Here is a 21,027-nt window from a genome sequence, read left to right on the forward strand (position 1 = left end):
CAGGTGGGATCACAGTGAGAGTCTACGAGGCGGAGTCCGTGGCCGGGTTCCACGGTTCGATCCTGGCCTTGGCACCGTGGAGCAGATCGATGCCCTCGGAGATTCCCCAGACATCGGTGACTGCCAGCCGCACCGGCTGGTCGTCGCCGGGGAGCGTGACGAGCACGGCCGTGGTGAGGACGACGCCGCCCGCGGTGGGGCCCGCACCCCACTGGATCACCGAATCGGCAGAGTCCCCCGGCTCCAGGACCACCGGATCGCCGGCCTCGCCGACAGGTTCCCTCAGGATGTCCGGCGCCGACCCGTCCGCCGAGAGGAAGGAGACGTCGGGACGCCGGCCCAGCACGCACGGAGCATCCGACCGGTTGGTCGCCCGCACACCGAGGTAGCGCTGCCCGGCCGCGGCGTCGACCCAGGGAAGCCCGAGCTGCACGTCGCCATCCGTGCACGCCGCGACACCCGCTACGCCGTCGTCCGGACGCTCCCCACCGGGGGCGATGGCGCCGTCCGACGTACGGCCCGACACCCAGCCGACACGCGACGTCTCGCCGCTCTCGTCGATCCCCCAGACCTTGTACGCGACGGGATACCCGAGCTGGTCCGCATAGCCCACGGTGTCGAGCAGGTCGGCCACGGGGGCGGGGTCGGCCTGGATGATCACCTCGAAGTAGGGCTCGCCGGAGTTCTTGTCGGAGTCCGGGACGTACAGCGCGGTGGTGACGTCCTCCATGCCGGCCACCTGCTCGATCATCGCCAGCCCGGCGTCCGGCGGCACCTCCCTCGCGGCATCCTCCTGAAAGGAGGCGAGCCATTCGCCCGGGCCGTCGTCGACACGGAAGGTCCCGGCCGGCAGGTGCAGCCGCCGTGCCTCGTCCGCGGCGGACCGCAACGTGCCCGGCTCGCTCACGAGTACGGCTCCTCGGTCGGGCCTCAGGTCGACCTGCGTCACCCGCCCGACCGGGTGCGCTCCCCCGATCAGCACCACGGCGTCGGAGACCGGGTCGTCACCCAGGCCCGCGTACTCGCCGGGTTCGCCGTCCGGGACGGTATATGTCACCGCGATGTCCGCGCCGGAGCCCGGCATCGTCGCCTCCAACGTGACAGGTTCACGGAACGTGCCATCGGCCTGGACGACGTCGAGCACCTCGTCCGCAACCGCCTGCGACTCCACCGGCCCCGGCAGTGGGGTGGCCAGCTCGACGGTGATCCCGGTCCCTGGCGTACCGGTACTCTCGCCGGACCCGGCGGACGCCACCCCGTCGATCCGTTCGATGTCGCGGAGCAGCGCCGCTGTCTCGGGCGAGAGAGGCCGCGCCGACGGTGAGACCTCCAGGGGCAGGCTCTGGATGTCTGTCGACGGATCCGGCACGGCCTGCCAGACGACGACCGCGCCGACCAGCACGGCAAGGCCACCGGCAAGCCACGCGACGACGGCGGCGGGGCGCCAGGTGCTCCGCTCGGATTCCTGCTGCTCCGGCGCTCGGGATGACTCCTCGGGCGCCCCGGGCGACTCGGCGAGCCGTGGCGCCGAAGCATCCGCCGAATGGGCCACCTTGCCGGTTGGACCCGGGCCGTAGGCGGGCGTCGAGCTGCGGGGGTCGTCCGGGGAATCGGTCACGTCGCGCACGGTAGCCGGGCACGACCGTGCGCGACTGGACCGCCGGACGGGCTGACCGGCATCTTGACCTGGCCTTCAAGAGTCCTGCGCATTGGGGTTGCGGTCTGGGCGCTGGGTGCAGCGGAAGGCGGTCAAGACCGTTCGCCGCAGGTGGTCAACGCTGGCGTCGTCAGGTTCGACCTCCGAGACCACGCCAGCGAGCCGTATTGAAGCACCTCACCCAGGCGACCCACTGCCTTCCCTCGTCGCCAGGCTCGCCAGCGACTGGCTCTGCCGGAACTCGATCGCCTCGGGTACCTCGTCGAACTGGAGCACGTCGCCGGCAAGGTCCCTGAGATGGTCAAGCACTTGATGCGGCGTCGCGTAGAAGAACTCTCGGCGAAGGTTCACACGATTCACGCGGCGCTCGGCCATCCGCCGGTGCACCTCCGCCTCGATCCCGACGGCGTCGTTCGCGAAGAACAGTGCGTGCACGTCGAACCTGAACGGCACAGAGGCGTCGCCCAGCTCGCGCACCCGGTCCATCGGGTCGAGGCGCCGAGTCATGCCGATCTTGACCATATGGTCGCCGAACGCACCGACGTTCGAGATCACGTACACGTACCCGGCACGGTGATTCGCGGCTCGGTAGTCGACGTCGTCGATTTTCTTGGCGACCTCGCCGATCTGCTCAGCCAGTCGCTGCGCGCCTTCTTCGTCACCCTTGGCCAGGAGTGCGGCGCGTGCGTTCTCGTAGTGCTGGCGCTCCTTCTCCAGCTTTTCCCGCTCGCGCTCGAGCTGCTGAGCGACCTTCCGCTCCTCCCGCATCCGGGCAAGCTCTTCCTTCTCGCGGTTCTTCTCCTCTGCGCGCTTCTCCAAGAAGTCCGCCGTGAGCTGCAGTTCGTTGATTCGCAGATGGTGGTACTCGGGCGTGATCGCGATCTGCATGGACCTGCCGAGCTTCTCGATGGCCGCCACTGACTTGTTCAGCCGGTCAATGCTCGCTTCAAGCCGGTACGGCTTCATGCCGCGGACCAGTACGTCAGCCTCGCCGTTGTAGGCACGCAGCATCAACTTCGACGTCTGCGACACCAACCGGCGTCCCCCGGCCGCAGAACCGTTGACCTGCCAACCCGAAACCGCCGTCACCGCGCCACCATCCTTCTTGGACATCTCCTTGATCCGGGACCGCAGCGTCTCCAAGCGCGTCCGGTATGCCTCAGCGTTCTCAAGTGGATGCTGGTACTCATAGACACCCACTTCCTGCAGCATCGCGGCCTCGTCCAGCTGCGCGACTCGCGTCTGCAGCTCTGCCACCTTGGCTACCAAGGCGTCGCGGTCGGTGGTCAGCCGCGCGATCTCCGCACCAAACCGGTCGCGCGCCGCAGCACGTTGCACCTCCAGATCCCGCTCGGACGCCTCGAAGCGCTCGTGGGCCGCGATCCGCTCCTCTTCGATCTGCACCGCATCCAGTGCGCCAACCCGCTGCAGTTCGGCGCGCAGCACATCGACCTCGGAGCCCAGTTCGCGCGCCTTCTTCCGGGCACCGAAGATTGGCACCGAACGGTTCGACGCCGGTGATGGCGTAGATGCTCCAGGCGGCAACGGCGCATTACCGGCCGACTGCTGCGGCACGGGCCCAGCGGGCTGGGGCGGAGCTACTTGAGGTTGGGGCTGCATCTCGGTGGGTACGGCCTGTGGTGCGGTGGACTCTTCTGGCCCTGCGGGTACCCAGAACACCCATCCGTCTGGTTCCTTCGGCCATGACGGGTCGGGCTTCCACCCTGGCTCAGGACGCCAGTCCGGCGGCGGCACGGGCCATCCTGGAGGCGGGTTGAACCGGTACTCCTGCGTCATCCCCAACACCCCTGACCACGCCATCGAACGACGGCAGCGACGATCGGATACCAACAATCGTGGCACGCGGGCTGATCGACCGAAACAGGAGCTCCGGGTGAACTCGGACTTGACTTGGGTGAACAGCTCAGACCGGAGCCAGCATGGCAGTGCCCTGAGCATTCCCCAACACCGAGAAGGTGCCCGCCGATGGGTACGACGTAGTCCCCGGTCGGCGAGGCCGACTGGTCACGGCTGCTCCTGCGAAACCGCTACCGACCCCGCTGAGCACCGGCGGACGAACTGCAGGATGACGGCCTTCGTCACCTCGCGCTGGATATCCGCAAACACCTCGCTGGCGCGACCGGCTTGACGGGGGGCTCGACGCATTCGGGATGTGGAAGCCGGAACGAAGAGTGATCGTACGCGGCACAGGCACGGCCACTGCCTTGTCCACAACGCCTACCGCCGACCGCGATGCGGCTCTTTCAGATCAGCCTCTCGTCGGCCTCACCATCTCCCTCGTACAGTCCCCGAAGGGTGCGCCAGGCCAGTTCCGACAGGACTTCACCCGACGGCGTCGCCCACCGCTTGGTCCCCTGCACGGCCTTGGGGCGCCGATCCCACTCGGCAAGTTCCCACATGTATTCAATGAGCCGCGACGGTGAGTACTGCTTGCCATCAGCCGCCCAAAGGATCGGCTTCGTCCGGTGTCGCACCCAGCTTGCACGGCTGCGCGCCGAGTCTGCGGCAAGCCAATCCTTCATTGCTGCCTGCTCAGGTCCTGTACCCGGAGTCAGGGTCAGCGTCTCCCCTTCCGCCAGGGCTGACCGCTCAATGAGGACCTTGACCGCCGGAGGTCGCTTCTTGTCAGGGAGAGCACGCCGGTACTTGTCAGTCGGTGCGGTGCCTGATCCTGCGCCCTCGATAACGCGCTTGGCGACTGCTCGGCAGCGTCCGACGTCGGAGCATGACGCGCGGATCTGCGACGTCTCACCGAAGAGATCATCGATCGCGGAAGCCACCGCGGGAACGAGCTTCTTGACCACGGTCGGGATCTGCTCGGCTGCTTGGGCAAACCAGTCGACGTCGGGGTCGTCGTTCCCCTCCGCGTCGAGATTCTGGAACGTCAGGTGAACAAGCAGATGACCACCATGATCGATCACCTGCCGCCCGCGACCGCTGTACTGCGAGCTGAGGTGCGACAGCTCAAGTCGCACCCGCCGGAGTACCCGCACTGCGTTCCAGAGCAGATGCGCCCGGGGCTGCCGCTGGAACAACGTGTCGTAGATGCTCGACTTCCCGCGATCCCACAGCTTGTCTGGATCGGCCGCGATCTGAGCCGCGAACTGACTGTCCGCTCTCGCACACGCCAGCGCCGTGCCTGCCTCGACAACCGAGCATCCGGAGCCTGGCGGCGGCGGAAGCTCGCTGCGGCGAACGGCGTACTCGAGCCCGAGCTCGGTCCGCATATCCTCCGCAATAGCACGCTGTACCGGGTCCAGGGTGATCATGTCGCGCGCCTCGACGTGGTTCTGCCGGTTCGTAGCGAGTGTGACCTGCTTGGCGAACTCGGCCGACCCCTCGGTCTCGATGATGCGTACGTTGACGCGAGCACTTGCCGCTTCTGACTTCTCGGCCACGGCATCCGCGATCGTCCGCACGGTCTGTGCGCCGTTGACCACGCTTGCATTGGACAGCTTGAGCACCAGCGGTTCGTCCTGCGGGTTCACCACCGCAGGACGATTCGGCACGACCCGATCACACAGGATCGTCACGCCGTTGTTCATGTACTCGAATTTGGCAGGCTCGCCATGGAGCGTCTCGATCATCGAGTTGTTGATCAGGGTCCGGCCGAGGGGGTCGCGGATATTGTCCCGATAGAGGTTCGTGCCGTTCTCTGCCCATGCGAGGACCTGATCTGCACGAACGCGGCCGTGGTACGACGTATACGGGACACTGATCTGATACCAGGGCCAGAGCCGTGCCTCGAGATCGATGGGTGGTGGAGCGAGGTCCTCGCGAAACGACGCATAGATATCACGAGAGACAAGGATGCGGTGGTCCAGGACATCTCCGGAGCGGTTGAAATCGTCCTCCTCACTGGTGATCGCGAAGCCGAACGACTCGCCTGGGTCGTCTGGGCGCATCAGCGCGTACACCTGGGTCACCGGTACTGGCCCAGAGGTCATCACGCGCCTCGCATCTTCCGCCCGCGGCCGACCGCGCTCGTTGAAGGGTTCGAAGTTTCCCCTGTCGATCAACCGGAGCCCGGCGATCATCTCTCGCACCGCGCCCTTCTCACCCCGGGCCTTGCCCTCATCGCTCCACTTGCCCTGAACGACATAGACATGAGGCTCAGGGTCCTCAACGACAGCGATCGCATCAATGCCTTGGTCGCCGAGTCCATCGATAACGGACTTCGCGGCCTCTTCGGCGCTGACGCTGGTGACGATACGAACCGCCTGGGCCGTCAGTGCCCGCGACAGCAACCGCTGGTCACGATCACGTCCCACCTTCATGCCATCGAGATCGCTGTCGTCGATCAGTTCGGTGTCCAGGTAGATCTCACGAAGCCACTTCGCCGCTACGCGGACCTGTGTCTGTACATCATCGCGCAACGGCCTGCTCTTGCCCAAGGTCGGCTCCCTCGTTCACTCTTGACCGTTTCGCCAGCGAACCGCTCTACGCACTCGCGGTGTCAACTCTCGCAGTGTCGTTGACGAGGTTGACGATCGAGACGATCCTGTCGACATCGCCGTCCTCGAAGATCGTGTCCGGGCCGCCCGGAGCGTGGTCGGTGTAGGGCGACTCGTACAGCATCTCGGGTTCCACGACCCCGCCCTGGCTGAGGCCCGCAACTACGGTCTCGACGAAGCGGATCTGGTCGGCGTTGTACTCGTGTGCGGCCAGGAAATCCTCGAAGGCGGCGATGACTGCTGACTTCTCCAGACCGACCAGGCGGCGGATGAACATGCCGAGACCGCCGGCATCCTCTGCTGCCGTGGCGATGTCGTCCTCGGTCCCTACACCGGCTTCGACCAGCATCCGCCCCAGTTCGTCGAGGTCCTGAGGGGTGAGCTGCCTGCCGCGCCGCACCTTCAGGAGTGCGGTGTGGTTCTCGTGCTCGCGAAGGAACGCGAGGGTCTTCTCCTTGAAGCGTTCCGGGCTCACCCCTACAGAAGGGCGGCCCATGTCGACGAAGTCCAGATCCCCGAGGGTGTCCTCGAAGTTCGTGTAGACCCGGGCTCGCTTGTGCGGCGGAAGGAACTTCACCAGGCCTCGGATGCGGCGGCGCACGAGCTCGAGCATCGGCACGGTCGCGTCCTCCCACCATTCGTCGTCGGTCAGTTCCTGCAGCAGGGCGGCCTGCGCGGCGACCTCCCGGACGCCGGTGGATTCCAGCAGCCCGGACGCGATGTCCTGCACCCGCTCCCGCAGCGCCGGGGAGTACTGTTCCGGTTTGAGCGTCCCGAGCTGGAGCTGCAGGAGAATCAGGTCGAAGCGCTTGGCACTCTCCTCGCCGTCACGGACGGCAGAAGGCAGCTTGGCCAGGCGTCCGACGACGTCCGCCGCCGCCTGCTCGACCAGCTCGCCCCAGGCTTCGCGCTCGGAGTACTGCTCGACCAGAGGGCGATGCGGACGCACCAGGAAGTTCCGCAGGTTCATGCCCTGCACCTTGGCGGTGAGGGTGTCGGCCACGTCGCGCCGAAGCCCGCTCAGCGTCTTCGTCCCCTCGTCCTTCGCGGGGATCGCGGCAAGCGGCTCGTCCTCGGCCTGAAGCGCCAGCAACAGTTCGACCCGGGACGTGAAGATGCGCTCGCCGAGTGTCGCCCCGACCCGTCCTTCGGTTCCCTGCGGGTTCTGGCTGAAGTACTCCAGGTTCCCGCAGAAGTCGAAGATGTAGAACTCGTCCTTGTCCTCCCCAGGACCGTACAAGTCCTTGCGCAGGCGGGTCCCGCGGCCGATCATCTGCCAGAACTTCGTCAGCGAGCGGACTCGCTTGAAGAACACGAGGTTGACCACGTCGGGCACGTCCACGCCCGTGTCGAGCATGTCAACGCTGATCGCGATGTGCGGGGCCTTGCCCGGTTCGGAGAAGTCCTCCAGCAACTGATCCGCGCGCTCCACGCTGTGCGTGATGACCGCCGCGAACGAACCCTTGTGCTCGGGGAAGGACTTGTCGAACCGCTCCGCGATGAACTTCGCGTGAGCGTCGTTCTTGGCGAAGATGATCGTTTTGCCGATCCGGTCCCCACCCTCCACGTGAAGTCCTTGCTCCATCAGAGTGGCAAGCACCTTGTCCACGGTGTCGGCGTTGAACAGCCACCGGTTGACCGCCTCGGCGTCCACCTCGTCGGGGACGTCACCGTCGTCGTCGCCCCAGTCGAGCGCGTCCCACTCGTCCTTCTCCTGCTCAGTCAGGTCCGCGTACCGGATACCCGTCTGCGGGAACGCCAGCTCTATCCGCACCGCGAGGTAGTTCACCAGGTACTCGTCCGCGATCGCCTGCTCCAGGCTGTACTCGTCCGTGGGAACGCCGGGCTCGAGGCCGAACAGCTCGTAGGTGTTGCGGTCCACCTCGTCCTTGGGCGTCGCGGTCAGCCCCACCCGGTAGGCGTCGAACCACTCGAAGATCGACCGGTACTTCTGGTAGACCGACCGGTGCGCCTCGTCCACGATGATCAAGTCGAAGAACCCCGGCCCGAACACGTCCGGCTGCTGTCCGATCAGGTTCAGCATCGTCGGATAGGTCGACACGTAGACCCGGGCGTCCGCGACCTTGTCGTGGAGCAGGTTGACAGGGTTCGACGACGGCAGGTGCGACTTGAACGCGTTCACCGCCTGGCGTACCAGCGCTTTACGGTCCGCCAGGAACAGCACCCGCTTGGCCCAGTTCGCCTTGGTGAGCTGGTCGACAAGGCCCACCACCGTGCGCGTCTTGCCGGATCCGGTCGCCATCACCAGCAGCGCACCGCGCTGGTTGTCCGTCTGGAACGCCGCGTCGACCGACCGAACGGCGCGTTCCTGGTAGTAGCGGTTCAGCAGCTTCCGGTCGACCGGTGCCGTGTTCAGGTCCTTGCGTGCGGCACGACGACGGATCACCAGCTCCAGCTCGTCAGCCGTGCGGAACCCGGACACGCGCCGGGGCGGATACGCGGTTCTCTCGTCGTCGTCCCAGAACCAGTGCTCGTGCCCGTTGGAGTAGTAGATCAGCGGGCGGCGGCCGAACGCGGCTTCCAGGGCGTCGGCGTACTGACGTGCCTGGTACTGGCCGGCGCGGGCGTCTTTCCGGGTGCGCTTGGCCTCCACGACCGCCAGCGGCAGCCCGTCCGCGCCCCACAGCACGTAATCCACCTTCCCCCGCTTGCCGCCGGGGAGGTCGCGCACCGGGTACTCGGTCGAGACCTGCGCGCCCTCGGCGGCTCCTGCCCCCGGCTCGGGGAAGCTCCAGCCGGCCTCCTCCAGGTCCACGTCGATGTACTCGCGGCGGGTCGTCGCCTCGTCCCAGTCATGGTCGATGCCTCGCGCGCGATTCGCGGTCTTTGCGGCGGCGACTTCGCGCCGCAGCCGCTTGATCTCCTCATCGAGGTTCTCGTTCTGCGCGGCAGCCTTCGCGAGTTGCGCGTCCTTCGCCTTGGCGTCCGCCTGCAGCTTGTCGAACTCGGTGGCGGTCCGTCTGCGGGCCGCGCCCGGATCCGGCATCACCGTCAGGTCCAGCGTCGCCGCGTACGTCACCGGCTCCTGGCGCGTGTAGGTGTGGTGGAACCACACCATGACGTGGAACAACTGGCCGAGAGCCACCTCGGCGTCCCGGAGCGAGACGGCCTGGCGATCGTGCACCGCCCGGTTCGACTTCTTCCGGACGATGTTCATCTTCGCCCGCACGTCGTGGCCGGCCGTGGCACGGAGGGATGGCTCGTGGATCATGGCCGACAGGTCGTCGCGGTAGGGCTTCTTCAGCGCGACGTCGGCCTGGAACGCCCACTCCAGCGAAGTCTCCAGGGCGCGACGCGCATAGAACATCGACACCCGCGGGTCTACGCGCAGGTACTGCTCGGCGCGGTATGCCTCCTCCGCCACCAGCGGAAACTCCCCACGCAGGAAGGCGAAGTTGCTCACACGTTCTCCCAGGTCAGACCATCTGAAGTCCTGGGGTCAGCGTGCCAGATGTTGCGGATCGGCACCAGTGGGACACGTCGGGCGTTCTTCGCGCTCGCGCCGATCTGCGGAGCGTGCGATTCGTACGAGAGATGTCACCAGCGGCGGTAGGGCTCCAGGCGGTCCTTCTGAAGCGTCAATGGTGGGACGACCGTCCATCCTTGCTGTTCCAACACCTCTGCAGCCTGAGACTGGAGGTCTCGCACGGACGATCGGAACTGGCGGACCCGCCAGCGCATGCGGCCCTCTTCGAGCGCCTGCTCCCAGCCCGGCACATAGTCGACGCCGCAATCCCGGATCAGCATCTCCAGCAAGTCCTCCAGGCAGGGCCGGAACCGTTCACCGCCGCTGGGCACGTGCACCGTCGAGATGTCATGCGGGCGCCGCACGCGCCGCGAGTCCTTTGCGTTGGCTATCGAGAGCAGGTGCGAGAAAGCCCCGCGCTCGGCATGGATCTGCCAGTGCGCTACCGGGTCCTTCCGCATGTCGGCCTGGTACTCGAGACGGATGAGCGGAGTGCGGTCGAGAGCTGAGTAGACGACGAGATCCGAACGCACCGTCTTGAGATGGTCACTCGACCGGTCGAGTGTCTGGTCCAACGAAAGATTCAGATCGGCCAGGTGTTCCCCGCCGACCATCAGGGGGACCCGACGTTCCTTCGCATTGCTACCGGCTGGCCGAACCACGAACCTGTCACCGAGGTCCACGGACATGATCTGCTTCTCCGCGCCGATCGTCCGGGACAGCAGGTCGCCAATCTCACCGGCGAAGGCGCGGGACTTGACCTCCAGGTCAGAAATCGCCTGTGACGTCATCGAGCAGGAATCCAATCTCTCGCAGTTCGTCGATCGCTTCCCACTCGTCGCCGGAGAGCGACTCGTAGCTCGCGCGGTGGCGGAGCGTCTCGATCGAGATGCCCAACCGCTCGAGAATCACCCGCCGCCGCTCTTCGAGTTCTTCCCGTGTCACCTTGATCGTCACTGGTGGTGGTGCCATGGCCGCCCTCCCTCGCATCGCCGTACCCCTATCTTCTACGGAACCGCTGACATCACCCACCGGCGACGCCTCGTTGTCCACAGCCGGTCCCGTGGGGGCGCTCGCAGGATATATAAAGGTCTCGTCGTCCGCATGTGGAGCGCGGCGAGGCGACTCAGGCTCGCTCATTGGTTCGGCAGCACCACCTTCGACACATCCAACTCACCCGCGAAGGCGCGGGACTGGAGGGATGCGAAGAGGGTGTCGAGTTCGGCGAGGTGACGCTCGGCCGACGACCGCGCAAGCTCAACCCTGGCAACATCGGCAGCGAACGCCGCCTGCAAGTCCGCGGGCGGGAGTGCAATCGTAATGCTGCGCATCTCCTTGGCGTTAATGTTCGCTTGATTTACGGCAGCCTTCGCCATCCCCCGACGAACAGCCCTGCCATGCCTACTCCTCAGGTAGGCAGAAATAAACTCCCCGCTATGCTGTGGTTTGACACGGACACGCAATAGGTACCCAGCGATAGCGAGTGGCCGGTCAGTACGCACCACTGCGGCCTTACCAACCTTCTCTTTGCTGTTCGTGCGATTGAACAACAGGTCACCGCGGCGCACCACATATTTCGCAAGATCAGAGTCCACAAGGTCGATGAATTTCAGATCCGAGAGGTCTAATCGGCCATCATCCGTGACATTTCCCATCCGAAGCATCGGCCATGCCCCCCTTGCACCCGCCTTCGCCGATGTTCCGTACTGAACAGATTCAGACATATCGCCAATCGTTCCCATTGGCCAGCTCGACGACCACGTACCCGGGTCGCCGAACCTCGATTGAAAAGCTGATTGGACCACGCTTCCGATCAAGTCGATCGACTCCCGACGCTTGGTACGGAGGGCGTCTACATGGTCGAGGACGGCGGCGATGCGGCGCTGCTCGTCGAGTGGCGGAAGCATGAATTCCAAGCGCTTGAGATTATCGACAGGGAAATTGTCGGCCGTCGTGGCTCGAACCCAACCAAGAACAGTAGGCTCGGAGGCCTTGACGAGACGAGCTAGATAGCTAGAATCGATACCCGGCTTCACGACAATCGCCTTCATGTCCTGATTGAGTGAAACATCGACCGATGAAAGAGCGACGGGAAGTGTATGCTTCAAAATTCCCGATCGAACTACAATCAGAACCGAACCCGCAGGAACGATCTTTGCACTACTAGCATCAAGGCCAGATTTCGTAATTTCAATCTGCGAGGTTGAAATCACCCACGACTTCATGTCTTTGGGCGTCACCCAAGGGATTCCACTTCCATAGAAGTCAGGATTGCTTTTAGACGGAGTCCCACCACCGACGAAGTCCGCTACGTCGCCGAGCTTCACCCTGATCCAGCCTGGCTTCACAGCATCTTCTCCAGTTCGTCCAGGCCAGTAGCGATCTCCTTCTCCACGGTTCGGAGGTTGGCTAAGATCTCTGACGGCTCAGGGTAGTCGATCTGCTCGTACTCGACGCCGCGGTAGCGGTTCAGCGAAAGGTCGTAGTCGTTGCCCGCGATCTCGCTCTTCGGGACGCAGAAGGACTGCTCAGTTCGCTTGCGGGACTTCTCCGAGGCCTCGCGCTGGCTCCAGCGGTCAAGCACATCAGGGAGGTTGTTCTTGTCGTGGTTGGCGACCACGAACGCGCCGTCGGGCGTCGCTCCGAGCTGTTCAGCATCAAGGAGCGGCTGGCGCTTGTCGTCCAGGGACCAGCCGTCGGCCTGGATGTCGTAGAACCACACGTCCTCAGTGCCGCCAGTACCGGTCTTGCGGAACACCAGGATCGCCGTCGACACCCCCGCGTACGGCTTGAACGCGCCGGCCGGGAGCTTGACCACCGCGTCCAGGATGTTGTCCTCCACCAGCGTGCGGCGCAGTTCCTTGTGGGCCTTGGTGGAGCCGAACAGGACGCCGTCGGGCACGATGACCGCCGCGCGACCGCCTGGCTTGAGGAGCCGGAGGAACAGAGCCAGGAACAGCAGCTCGGTCTTCTTGGTCTTGACGACCTTGAGCAGGTCCTTCGACGTGGTCTCGTAGTCCAGCGAGCCAGCGAACGGCGGGTTCGCCAGGATCAGGGAGTACTTCTCGGCGTCGGCCCCGGCAGACTCCGACAGGGAGTCGCGGTAGCGGATGTCGGGCCGGTCCACGCCGTGCATGAGCATGTTCATGGACCCGATGCGCAGCATCGTGTGGTCGAAGTCGTAACCGTGGAACATCGAGTTGTGGAAGTGCTGGCGCTGATCGGCGTCGTGCAGCACGCCCTCGTGGGTGTCGCGGATGTACTCCGCGGCCGTCATGAGGAAGCCGGCCGAGCCGCACGCCGGATCACAGATCTCGTCGTTCGGCTGCGGGTCCATCATGTGCACCATCAGCTCGATGATGTGCCTCGGGGTGCGGAACTGGCCATTTTGTCCCGCCGAAGCGATCTTGCCGAGCATGTACTCGTACAGGTCGCCGCTGGTGTCCCGCCGGTTCATCGGAACGTCAGTGAGCATGTCGACCACCTTGACCAGCAGGCCCGGGGTCGGGATCGTCAGGCGTGCGCCCTCCATGTGACCCGCGTAGGTGGAGCCCTCACCACCCATGGTCCGCAGGAATGGGAAGACGTGGTTCGCCACCAGGTCGAACGCCGTGGCCGGGTCCTCGTCCTTGATGTGGCCCCAGCGCAAGTGCTCGTAGCGTGCGCCGGTGGGAGCGTTGCCGTCGGGGAAGACCGGGTCCTGGATGGGCTTGCCCAGCCGGTTGGCCTGGTTCTCCTTGGTGGTCTGCAGTTCGTCCAGCCGCCGGATGAACAACAGGTAGGTGATCTGCTCGATCACCTCCAGCGGGTTCGAGATCCCGCCGGACCAGAACGCGTCCCATACCCGGTCAACCTTCGACTTCAGCTCCCCAGTGATCACCCGGAGATTCTACGTGCGCCTCACGTCCGTGCAGATCACGCTGCTCACGCGACATGCGAAACAGATAGCCTTCCGTGGACGATGTCCGTCCGCGCAGAGTACGAACCCCCAGGGAGACCTCCATGGCAGATGACCGATCGACCGTCGACAGCGATGTGGATGCGGACCTCGACGAGCGGTCGGACGCACTGGCTCGGGTGATCGACCAGGCCCTCGAAGACCTCGAGGAGGAACTCAGTACCCGCTACACGATGATCTCCGACGCCCTCGGCTACCTCGACAACGATCTTGCCGAGGAGGATCACCTCCAGGCCGAACAGCAGATCGACACCGTCCACCAGGCACTGACAGGCGTCGACACCTACCTCATCCGGTTGCGGGTCCTCAAGGACATCGACAGCACCGCTTCGTCGGGGCCCGCCGTCGACATCGCGACAACGAACCTGTACGACGTCCTCCGGACGCCTCCGACCATCCCGGAGCCCACGGCAGATCTACCTGACGGCAGCGATCTCGACGAGGATGAGTGGGGCGACGCCATCGCCGAAGCGGCCGGCGCGATGGCAGATGTTGTCCGAACGGCGGGAGACGCGGTCGAGAACGCGTGGTCCGACGCGGTCCACGCCGCCGAGTCCGGGAGCCTCGCCGACATCCTGCGCCACATTATGCTGCTCCACGCCCATGCCGGTCACCTCCAAGCCGCCTTCGACGAGTGGTTCCGACTGCTGGGCACGCTCTCGAACAGCGCCCCAGGCCGACTGACCGGCGCCGCAGCCGCTGCTGTCTCGACCTTCCAGGAGTGGTCCGAGTCGCAGGAGGTCAGGAACCAGCCGAGCGCCTCACGGCCACCGACTTCGACTAGGTAGGGGCTTCGGAACATCGACGATCAGCAGCGAGCATGTCTCCGCTGATCTCGCTGACCCGAGCAGGTGGCACGCGAGGCAGCTCCTCCTACCGGGCTCTCTCCCCCGCATCCGGGATGCCGACAACCGCTTCAACGAGCCGAGGGCCAGGAAGACCAGCAGGGATCGCATCCATGGGACCCTTGTCGGCGGGCTGGTCGAGCTACCAGTTGAACTGACAGCGCCCAGGAACGGCCTTGAGCCACCCCTACCAAACAAACCTGAACCCGCATCAGAGGCCGACAGAGTCCGCGCCGTGCGCTGCCTGCTCAGGAGTGAAGCCCTCGTACTCAAGTTGGTCAATGAGTCCAGCACGAGAGAACGGGGAGTAGTCCATGTAGTTCTCGGCCGATTTCTCGGCCTGCTCCATCCAGTCGACCTCGATGTTCCCGACCGCGTACTTGGCGTCCGCCGTGGAGAAGCCTTCAAACTCAAGCTGCTCCATGAGACCGGACTTGGAGAAAGCCGTGTAGTCCAGATACCTCTCCGCGGACCTGCGGGCGTTCGCCTGGGAGACACTCTCGTCAGACGCTTCCTCGACCGGATCCTCTTGAAAAGGCGCCCGCTCTGCCGGGTCGTCGGCCGGATCGGCCTTCTCCTCGTCCTGGCTTTCGGTCCCGACCCCAGCGTCGGCATCACCGTCGCTCTCGGTGGTCTCTTCCGCCTCTTGCCTCAGCTCTTCCTGAACAGCAGCACCCTGTGCAGGATCGCCGGCGTCGTCGGATATCGCACCGATCAGGGTGACAAGCCCGATCCCCAGCACGAGCGCGAAAGAAGACAACGCGATCCCCGCAATCGCCTGTCCCTTGCCGACCGGCAGGCTCGTCCGACCCGCCTTGACGACGCCGATGATTCCGAGGATCAGACCCACGATCGCCGGAATGAAGAGCAGGCTCAGGAACACCGCAAAGATGCCCACCAACAGGCTCCCGGTTGCGATGTAGTTCGTCGGCGACGGAGCAACGGGCCGCTGAGGACTGTGAGGTCCGGGACCCGAGGCCGAGTACGGCTGATACCTGGGCCCGCCAACAGAGCCCGGCTGGGGTGGCTGCCCGGGATACGGGTACTGGTGGGATCCGGGGCCGGGGTACTGCTGAGACATGTGAATCTCCGTTGCGCCGACTGTGCTGAACTCAGAACGCTATTCAGCGGCTCGGGTCGGGTCATGAGCTGGTGATGCTGTGACCTGCGGGGATGCTGGCGGGAGGCAAGGTTGGGCAGATGGCGCACGGGCCCGCCGGACGGTTGGATCGAGGTTGTCGAGACCAGATCAGACCGAACGAAGGACCCGTGCGCTACCAGAGTACTTGCGGGCTGGCGCCTGCTCAGATGACCGAGTTGATCGCCCGAGCCTGGCAGGTGCATGCGGGCCGGCCCGCCGCCGACCGGTACGACTTCACCCTCCCGTTCGGGAAAGCGACCGTGATGGTGTTGCTGATCGCGCGGCACAACCTGCCCCAGCAGTTGGCCGGTGACCTGTTCGGGATCGCGCAGGCCACCGTCTCGCGTATCTGGCGCTACCTGCTGCCGCTGATCGGGCAGGTCACCGCGCTGGACCGCAAGCATCTGGCCGACGCGCTGGCGCGTGGGACGGTGCTGATCGACGGCACCCCGATCCCCACCGGCAACCGCGCCGCGACCGGCAGGACGAACTACGTCGCCAAACACCACAAGCAGGCGTTGTGCGTGCAGGTCGCAGCCTTCCGCGACGGCACCCTCGCGGACGTGTCGAGGCCGGTACCCGGTTCTCGGCACGACTCCCGCGCGCTGGACGAGGTGGGCTGGGCCGACCAGATCGCCACCGCGCGGGCCCAGCGGGACTGGATCGCCGTGATCGCCGACACCGCCTACATCAAGCACACCCGCCTGACCCCGCGGAAGAAGCCCCGCGGCCAGAAACGCCGATCCAAGCCCGACCGGGAGCACAACCGTCACATCTCCAGCCTCCGCGCGCCGGTCGAGCGCACCATCGCAGTGCTCAAGCAGTGGAAGATCCTCGCCACCGGCTACCGCGGCCGCCTGACCGAACTCCCAACCCTCATCCACATGATCGTCAACCTCGAGTTCTACCGACAGGCCACGTGAATAGGGCTGTCAGCCCGTCAAGAACTGCCGATGCGCACGTCGCGGCCGGGACGCGCGTTTGGCGTCCCGACGCTCACATCCCAGCTCACCAGGCACAATGCGCATCGCCCGAAGACTACTGCCCGCAATGGTGCTCAACGACGCCGACGACGAAAGATCACCCACCCGAGACGGCCCACGGCCTCCTACCACCGGACACCGCAGGCCGCCGTCGGCAACAACCGGTCAGTACGCGTACCGCTCGACCAACCCGACCTGGAAGACCGCGTCGTCCGGCACCTCGTCGTAGAAGTCGACCGAGACGGTCGTCTTCTGACCCGGCTTGAGGTTGTCCGCATACGCGTCACCAGTCCCGTACAGCGTCGCTCCGTCCTTGCTCTCGGCCGTCACCTCGACCGAATAGCTGAAGGTCTCGGTACCGCTGTTGGTGATGGTCGCGTCCATTGTGATGTCCCCGAACTCGTCACGTGAGGGCTTGCCGAGCTTGACGTCCTTGCTCAGGTCCGCGAAACCGACGTTCTCGACCTCTGCGACGTTGAGCAGCGGGGCCGTTGTCATACCACCGATCTGTGTGTCGTAGTCGACCGCACCGGCCACGACCGCGTGCACCATGAGGACGTCACCGACGAGAACATCGCTCAGCATGGCCTCGTCGCCCGTAAGGACCGCGTTCGTCTCGAGCTCGTACTCATCGGTCGGCTGGTCGGCGCCCACGCTTGCGCGGAACGTGTCAGTACCTGTGGCCGCGTCGAACTGGGTCACCTCTGCGAACACAACGATGGCCTCGCCTTTGGCGCCCTCTGGATCCCGGGCGATCAGATCCCAGGCCGATGCATCGATTTCCTGGAAGTCGGCAGGATCGGCCTCACTGTCAGCATTTGCCGCCTCGCCTCCGGCGTCCTCCTGCAGGATCGCAGAGTCGCCGCCTCCGGAATCACCCGATCCTGCGATCACGCCGACGATTCCGATTCCCAGCACGAGTGCAGCCGAGGACAGCACGATCCCGGCGATCGCCTGGCCCTTTCCGACTGGAGGGTTCATCTTGCCGGCCCTCCTGGCGCCGACGATCCCGAGAACAAGACCGACGATCGCAGGGATGAAGAGCAGGCTCAGGAAGATCGAGACGATACCCACTACGAGGCTCGCAGTCGCCATGCCGTTCTTCGGCTGGGCGGGCGGAGACCACGGGCCAGGTGGTGCGGAGCCGCCGGGCGAGTACGCCTGGTACATCGGCCCCGAACTCGCCTGGGGCGGCTGGGGCGGCGGCCCGCCGTACGGATTCTGCTCCGACCCGAATTCGGGTTGCTGCTGTGACATGTCGGCCTCCAGGGAAGCGAAAGAGTGTTTCGAGACAATGTCACGCACCGCGTGCGCGCAATGGGTCCAGCGCTCCACCGGAATTCCGGCAGAACCATGCGGTCCACGCTTCTCGCATGCGATCGGCGGCGCCAGGGACCAACGTCCCGGAAATTCGGTGCGGACTCCTCGCTGTCCCTCTCGACGGCCTGAAGAACCTGCTTCACCGAATCAATTCGGCCGCCAGGAACCATCGCTTTGTTTGACACAACCGAAATACAGATCGATCGTCCAACACATCCGCGCCGCCGGAGAAACACGAGACGCGCCGCGCGTGAAATTCACCGCCCCCACCGCCCCGCGAGCCCGTCGAGCACGCACTCCAGCCCGAACGCGAAGTCGACGTCCGGGTCCGGCTCGTCGGCCTCGTGCACCCGTCGTGCCAGCGTCGGATGCTCCCCCGCGGCGAGTACCTCAGTGATGTACGGCCCCATGCTGCGCTGCCACTGCTCCTCGGTCAGGCCGCTACGCTGCTCGGCACGCAGAGCAGCCTGCTGTGTGGCCACCGAGCCCAGCACGTACGCTCTCACGACCCCGAGCGCCTGTGCCGCCCTGTTGATGTCGGGCGTGAGCTCGACGGCGGCGCTCAGCGCGGCCTCGGACAGGCGCAACGAGTGAGGTCCGAGCGACGGCCTGCCCGTCAGTTCGCCGGCCAGCCACGGGTGCCGCAGCAGTGTCGCGCGCTGTGCGTGCGCGACGGCGGCCAGGTCGGCCCGCCAGTCCCCCGACACCTCAGGCAGCGGATCCTCCCCGTGCACGGCGTCGATCATCAGGTCCACCAGCTCGTCACGGTTGGTGATGTACCGGTACAGGGATGCGGTCCCGGAACCCCGGTCGGCCGCGATCCTGCGCATCGACACCGCACCCAGACCCTCGGTGTCGGCGACGACCAGCGCAGCCGCCACGTACTGGTCCACCCCTGGCGCGCGCCGGCGCGGCTCAGGGCGAGGCCGGGTCCACACCGACCACGGAGCAGGCTCGGTCATCGCAGCGTTCCTTTCGTCGTTGACCAGCATCGTAGCTTCTGGCTACGGTGTTGCCATGACAGAAACAGTGTATCCAGAAGTGCCGGTGCTCGTCGTCGGAGGCGGCAGCGTCGGGCTGCTTACCGCCGCTCTGCTCACCCACCACGGTGTCCCCGTGGTTCTCGTCGAACGCCGCGACGGGCCATCGGTCCACCCACGCGCCACCGGCATCGGGTCGCGCTCCGTCGAGATCCTCCGCGAGCTCGGGCTCGATCATGCCGTCGACGCCGCCGCGGTCGACCTGCGCGGCGCCACCGCCAAGGCGGTGGCCCGGACGGTCGTGGAGATGAGCGCTGGCGATGTCGTGGCCGTCCCCATGCCGGCCCCGTCGCCCACCGAACACGACACGACGCCGTTCAGCCTGCGCGGCGTCTGCGCGCAGGACCGTCTGGACGCCGTCGTGGCGGCCCATCTGGAACGCCACGGCGCAGACCTGCGCTGGGCGACCCGCCTGACCGGCATCACCCAGGACGACGAGGGAGTCGACGTCGAGCTGGAAGGGCCTGATGGCCGCTACTCGATGCGCTGCGCCCGCCTCGTGGCCGCCGACGGTGCGCGCAGCGCCGTACGCACCGCGCTCGGCGTGGGCACCTCCGGCGCGGGGGACCTGGGCACGCCGAAGGTCAACATCCTGTTCCGCGCCGACCTCCGCCCTCATCTGCGCGGGATGGCCTTCGCCACCTGCACCATCACCACACCGGAGGCGCCCGGCCTGCTGGCTACCGTGGACGGCGAGACGTCCTGGGTCTTCCACGCGAACCAAGACGTCGACGGCGGTGAACGCCCCGAGGACTTCACGCACGAGCGCTGCGTCGCGGTCGTGCGCGCCGCCGTCGGGGATCCTGGTCTCGACGTGGAGGTTCGCAGCGTGCTCCCCTGGCGCCCCCGCATCTCCCTGGCCGACCGGTTCACCGTCGGCCGCGTGTTCCTCGTCGGCGACGCCGCGCACACCGTGTCGCCGATGGGCGCGTTCGGCCTCAACACCGGTATCGCCGACGCCCACAACCTGGCCTGGAAGCTGGCCGCCGTCCATCACGGCGAGGCGGGCCCCGGCCTGCTGGACACCTACGCTCAGGAGCGCGAGCCGGTCGCCGCGGCGACGGTCGACCAGGCCCGGCGACGGCTCGCCGACCCGCAACTGCACTGGGGACGCGGGCCTGCGGCCGACGCCGCCAGGGCCGCGGCGGGAGTGTGGGCGGCGCCCGTCGTTCACCTGGGCCAGCGGTACGACTCGACCGCCGTCGTCGACCCGCGACCGGAGCTCCCGTCGACGACGGACCTCGCGGTGGCACTGGACGGGTCGCCCGGTTCGCGAGTGCCGCACGCCTGGGTGGACGGCGTCTCGACGCTCGACCTGGTCGCGTCCCGATGGACGCTGCTGGCGGGCACCGCCGCCGACGGATGGCTCACGGCGGCAGCGGACGTCGGCCTTCCCGCACACCAGGTCCGCGCACCGTGGTTGTCCGACGACGGCGCCCTGCTGGTGCGACCGGACGCGATCGTGGCGATGCGCGCGATGGAACCGGCCCCTGACCCGGCCGCGTTCCTCACCGATGTCCTGGACCAGGTCCTGGCGAGATCGATCACGGTTACGGGCACCTGAGCGGCCACGCCGTCAGAACTCGAGCGCGTACAGAAGCCGCGCCCAGGGAAACGTCTCGTCCGCCCCGCCGGCCGGATGCGGCTCGTCCGGCCCGATCACAACCTGAATCCCCCAGCTGCGCAGCCGCTCCAGGTTCGCCCCGTAGGCCGGATGTCTCGCGAAGTCGGTGCCGACGTACGGCCCGACGGCGATCGGGATCCCCCGCCCGACCTGCTCGGCGAGCCGCGTGAGCACGTAGGTGTCCGCGATCCCGAGCGCGAGCTTCGTGATCGTGTTGTACGACGCCGGCGCGAGGAGCACCGCGTCGGGATCTGGCAGCGAGTACCCCACCGTGGTGTGGAAGTCCGTCCGCACCGGACGCCCGGTCGCCGCCTCGATCTCACGCATCGAGGCGGCGAAGACGTCCGCGGCCCGATCGGTGGCCAGGACGGAGCCTGTCAAATACGTCGTGTAAACGGTGGGCGGTTTTCAGTAGGTCAGGTAGGGGTTCATGCGTTCGGGGTAGGCCACGGCGAGCTGGGCGAGGGCCTGCTTCCAGTTCGTGGTGACCTGGCCCT

The 21,027-nt window shown here is 66.2% G+C and carries 15 protein-coding genes; 3 read left to right on the forward strand and 12 right to left on the reverse strand.

The annotated features are described in order from the left end of the window. Positions 1 to 22: 22 nt before the first annotated feature. The 8 genes from HGK34_RS23640 to HGK34_RS17960 form a co-directional block, all read right to left on the reverse strand. Positions 23 to 1,618, reverse strand: a complete 1,596-nt coding sequence (locus tag HGK34_RS23640; protein WP_201849928.1) for a DUF4232 domain-containing protein — start codon at positions 1,616 to 1,618, stop codon at positions 23 to 25. Positions 1,619 to 1,834: 216 nt separating this feature from the next. Further along, complete coding sequence (locus HGK34_RS23645; protein WP_307816069.1) at positions 1,835 to 3,232, reverse strand: SNIPE associated domain-containing protein; 1,398 nt, start codon at positions 3,230 to 3,232, stop codon at positions 1,835 to 1,837. Between the two features lie 689 nt (positions 3,233 to 3,921). Beyond that, positions 3,922 to 6,072 (reverse strand): AIPR family protein, encoded by a 2,151-nt coding sequence (locus HGK34_RS17935; RefSeq protein WP_201849930.1) that lies wholly within the window; start codon positions 6,070 to 6,072, stop codon positions 3,922 to 3,924. 46 nt (positions 6,073 to 6,118) lie between these two features. After that, complete coding sequence (locus HGK34_RS17940) at positions 6,119 to 9,556, reverse strand: DEAD/DEAH box helicase family protein (protein WP_201849931.1); 3,438 nt, start codon at positions 9,554 to 9,556, stop codon at positions 6,119 to 6,121. Between the two features lie 134 nt (positions 9,557 to 9,690). Next, positions 9,691 to 10,410 (reverse strand): hypothetical protein, encoded by a 720-nt coding sequence (locus HGK34_RS17945; protein ID WP_201849933.1) that lies wholly within the window; start codon positions 10,408 to 10,410, stop codon positions 9,691 to 9,693. Further along, on the reverse strand, positions 10,388 to 10,591 hold the full coding sequence (locus HGK34_RS17950; protein ID WP_201849936.1) for a hypothetical protein: 204 nt from the start codon (positions 10,589 to 10,591) through the stop codon (positions 10,388 to 10,390). Before HGK34_RS17950 ends, HGK34_RS17945 begins: the two co-directional genes overlap by 23 nt. Before the next feature lie 164 nt (positions 10,592 to 10,755). Beyond that, positions 10,756 to 11,946 (reverse strand): restriction endonuclease subunit S, encoded by a 1,191-nt coding sequence (locus HGK34_RS17955; protein ID WP_201849944.1) that lies wholly within the window; start codon positions 11,944 to 11,946, stop codon positions 10,756 to 10,758. 17 nt (positions 11,947 to 11,963) lie between these two features. Further along, positions 11,964 to 13,499: a type I restriction-modification system subunit M gene (locus HGK34_RS17960; RefSeq protein ID WP_201849946.1), complete on the reverse strand. Its 1,536-nt coding sequence runs from the start codon at positions 13,497 to 13,499 to the stop codon at positions 11,964 to 11,966. A 122-nt stretch (positions 13,500 to 13,621) separates the two neighbouring features. On the opposite strand from HGK34_RS17960, the gene HGK34_RS17965 reads away from it, so the two are divergent. Then, a complete protein-coding gene (locus tag HGK34_RS17965; RefSeq protein ID WP_201849948.1) occupies positions 13,622 to 14,365 on the forward strand; it encodes a hypothetical protein in 744 nt (247 codons plus the stop codon). Between the two features lie 268 nt (positions 14,366 to 14,633). Here HGK34_RS17965 and HGK34_RS17970 read toward each other — a convergent pair whose 3' ends face one another. After that, positions 14,634 to 15,320, reverse strand: a complete 687-nt coding sequence (locus HGK34_RS17970) for an Ltp family lipoprotein (RefSeq protein ID WP_201849951.1) — start codon at positions 15,318 to 15,320, stop codon at positions 14,634 to 14,636. A 410-nt stretch (positions 15,321 to 15,730) separates the two neighbouring features. On the opposite strand from HGK34_RS17970, the gene HGK34_RS17975 reads away from it, so the two are divergent. Continuing rightward, a complete protein-coding gene (locus HGK34_RS17975; protein WP_207193560.1) occupies positions 15,731 to 16,486 on the forward strand; it encodes a transposase family protein in 756 nt (251 codons plus the stop codon). Positions 16,487 to 16,711: 225 nt separating this feature from the next. On the opposite strand, the gene HGK34_RS17980 is transcribed toward HGK34_RS17975, so the two are convergent. Beyond that, positions 16,712 to 17,881, reverse strand: a complete 1,170-nt coding sequence (locus HGK34_RS17980; protein ID WP_201849953.1) for a DUF4190 domain-containing protein — start codon at positions 17,879 to 17,881, stop codon at positions 16,712 to 16,714. 242 nt (positions 17,882 to 18,123) lie between these two features. Next, entirely contained in the window at positions 18,124 to 18,828 is a 705-nt protein-coding gene (locus tag HGK34_RS17985) for a TetR/AcrR family transcriptional regulator C-terminal domain-containing protein (RefSeq protein WP_201849954.1), read from the reverse strand. Between the two features lie 55 nt (positions 18,829 to 18,883). On the opposite strand from HGK34_RS17985, the gene HGK34_RS17990 reads away from it, so the two are divergent. Beyond that, a complete protein-coding gene (locus tag HGK34_RS17990; RefSeq protein ID WP_201849955.1) occupies positions 18,884 to 20,470 on the forward strand; it encodes an FAD-dependent monooxygenase in 1,587 nt (528 codons plus the stop codon). Positions 20,471 to 20,482: 12 nt separating this feature from the next. On the opposite strand, the gene HGK34_RS17995 is transcribed toward HGK34_RS17990, so the two are convergent. After that, complete coding sequence (locus HGK34_RS17995) at positions 20,483 to 20,911, reverse strand: flavoprotein (RefSeq protein WP_201849956.1); 429 nt, start codon at positions 20,909 to 20,911, stop codon at positions 20,483 to 20,485. Positions 20,912 to 21,027: the final 116 nt, after the last annotated feature.

It is taken from the genome of Myceligenerans indicum, assembly GCF_016742955.1.
Classification (GTDB): Bacteria; Actinomycetota; Actinomycetes; order Actinomycetales; family Cellulomonadaceae; genus Myceligenerans; species Myceligenerans indicum.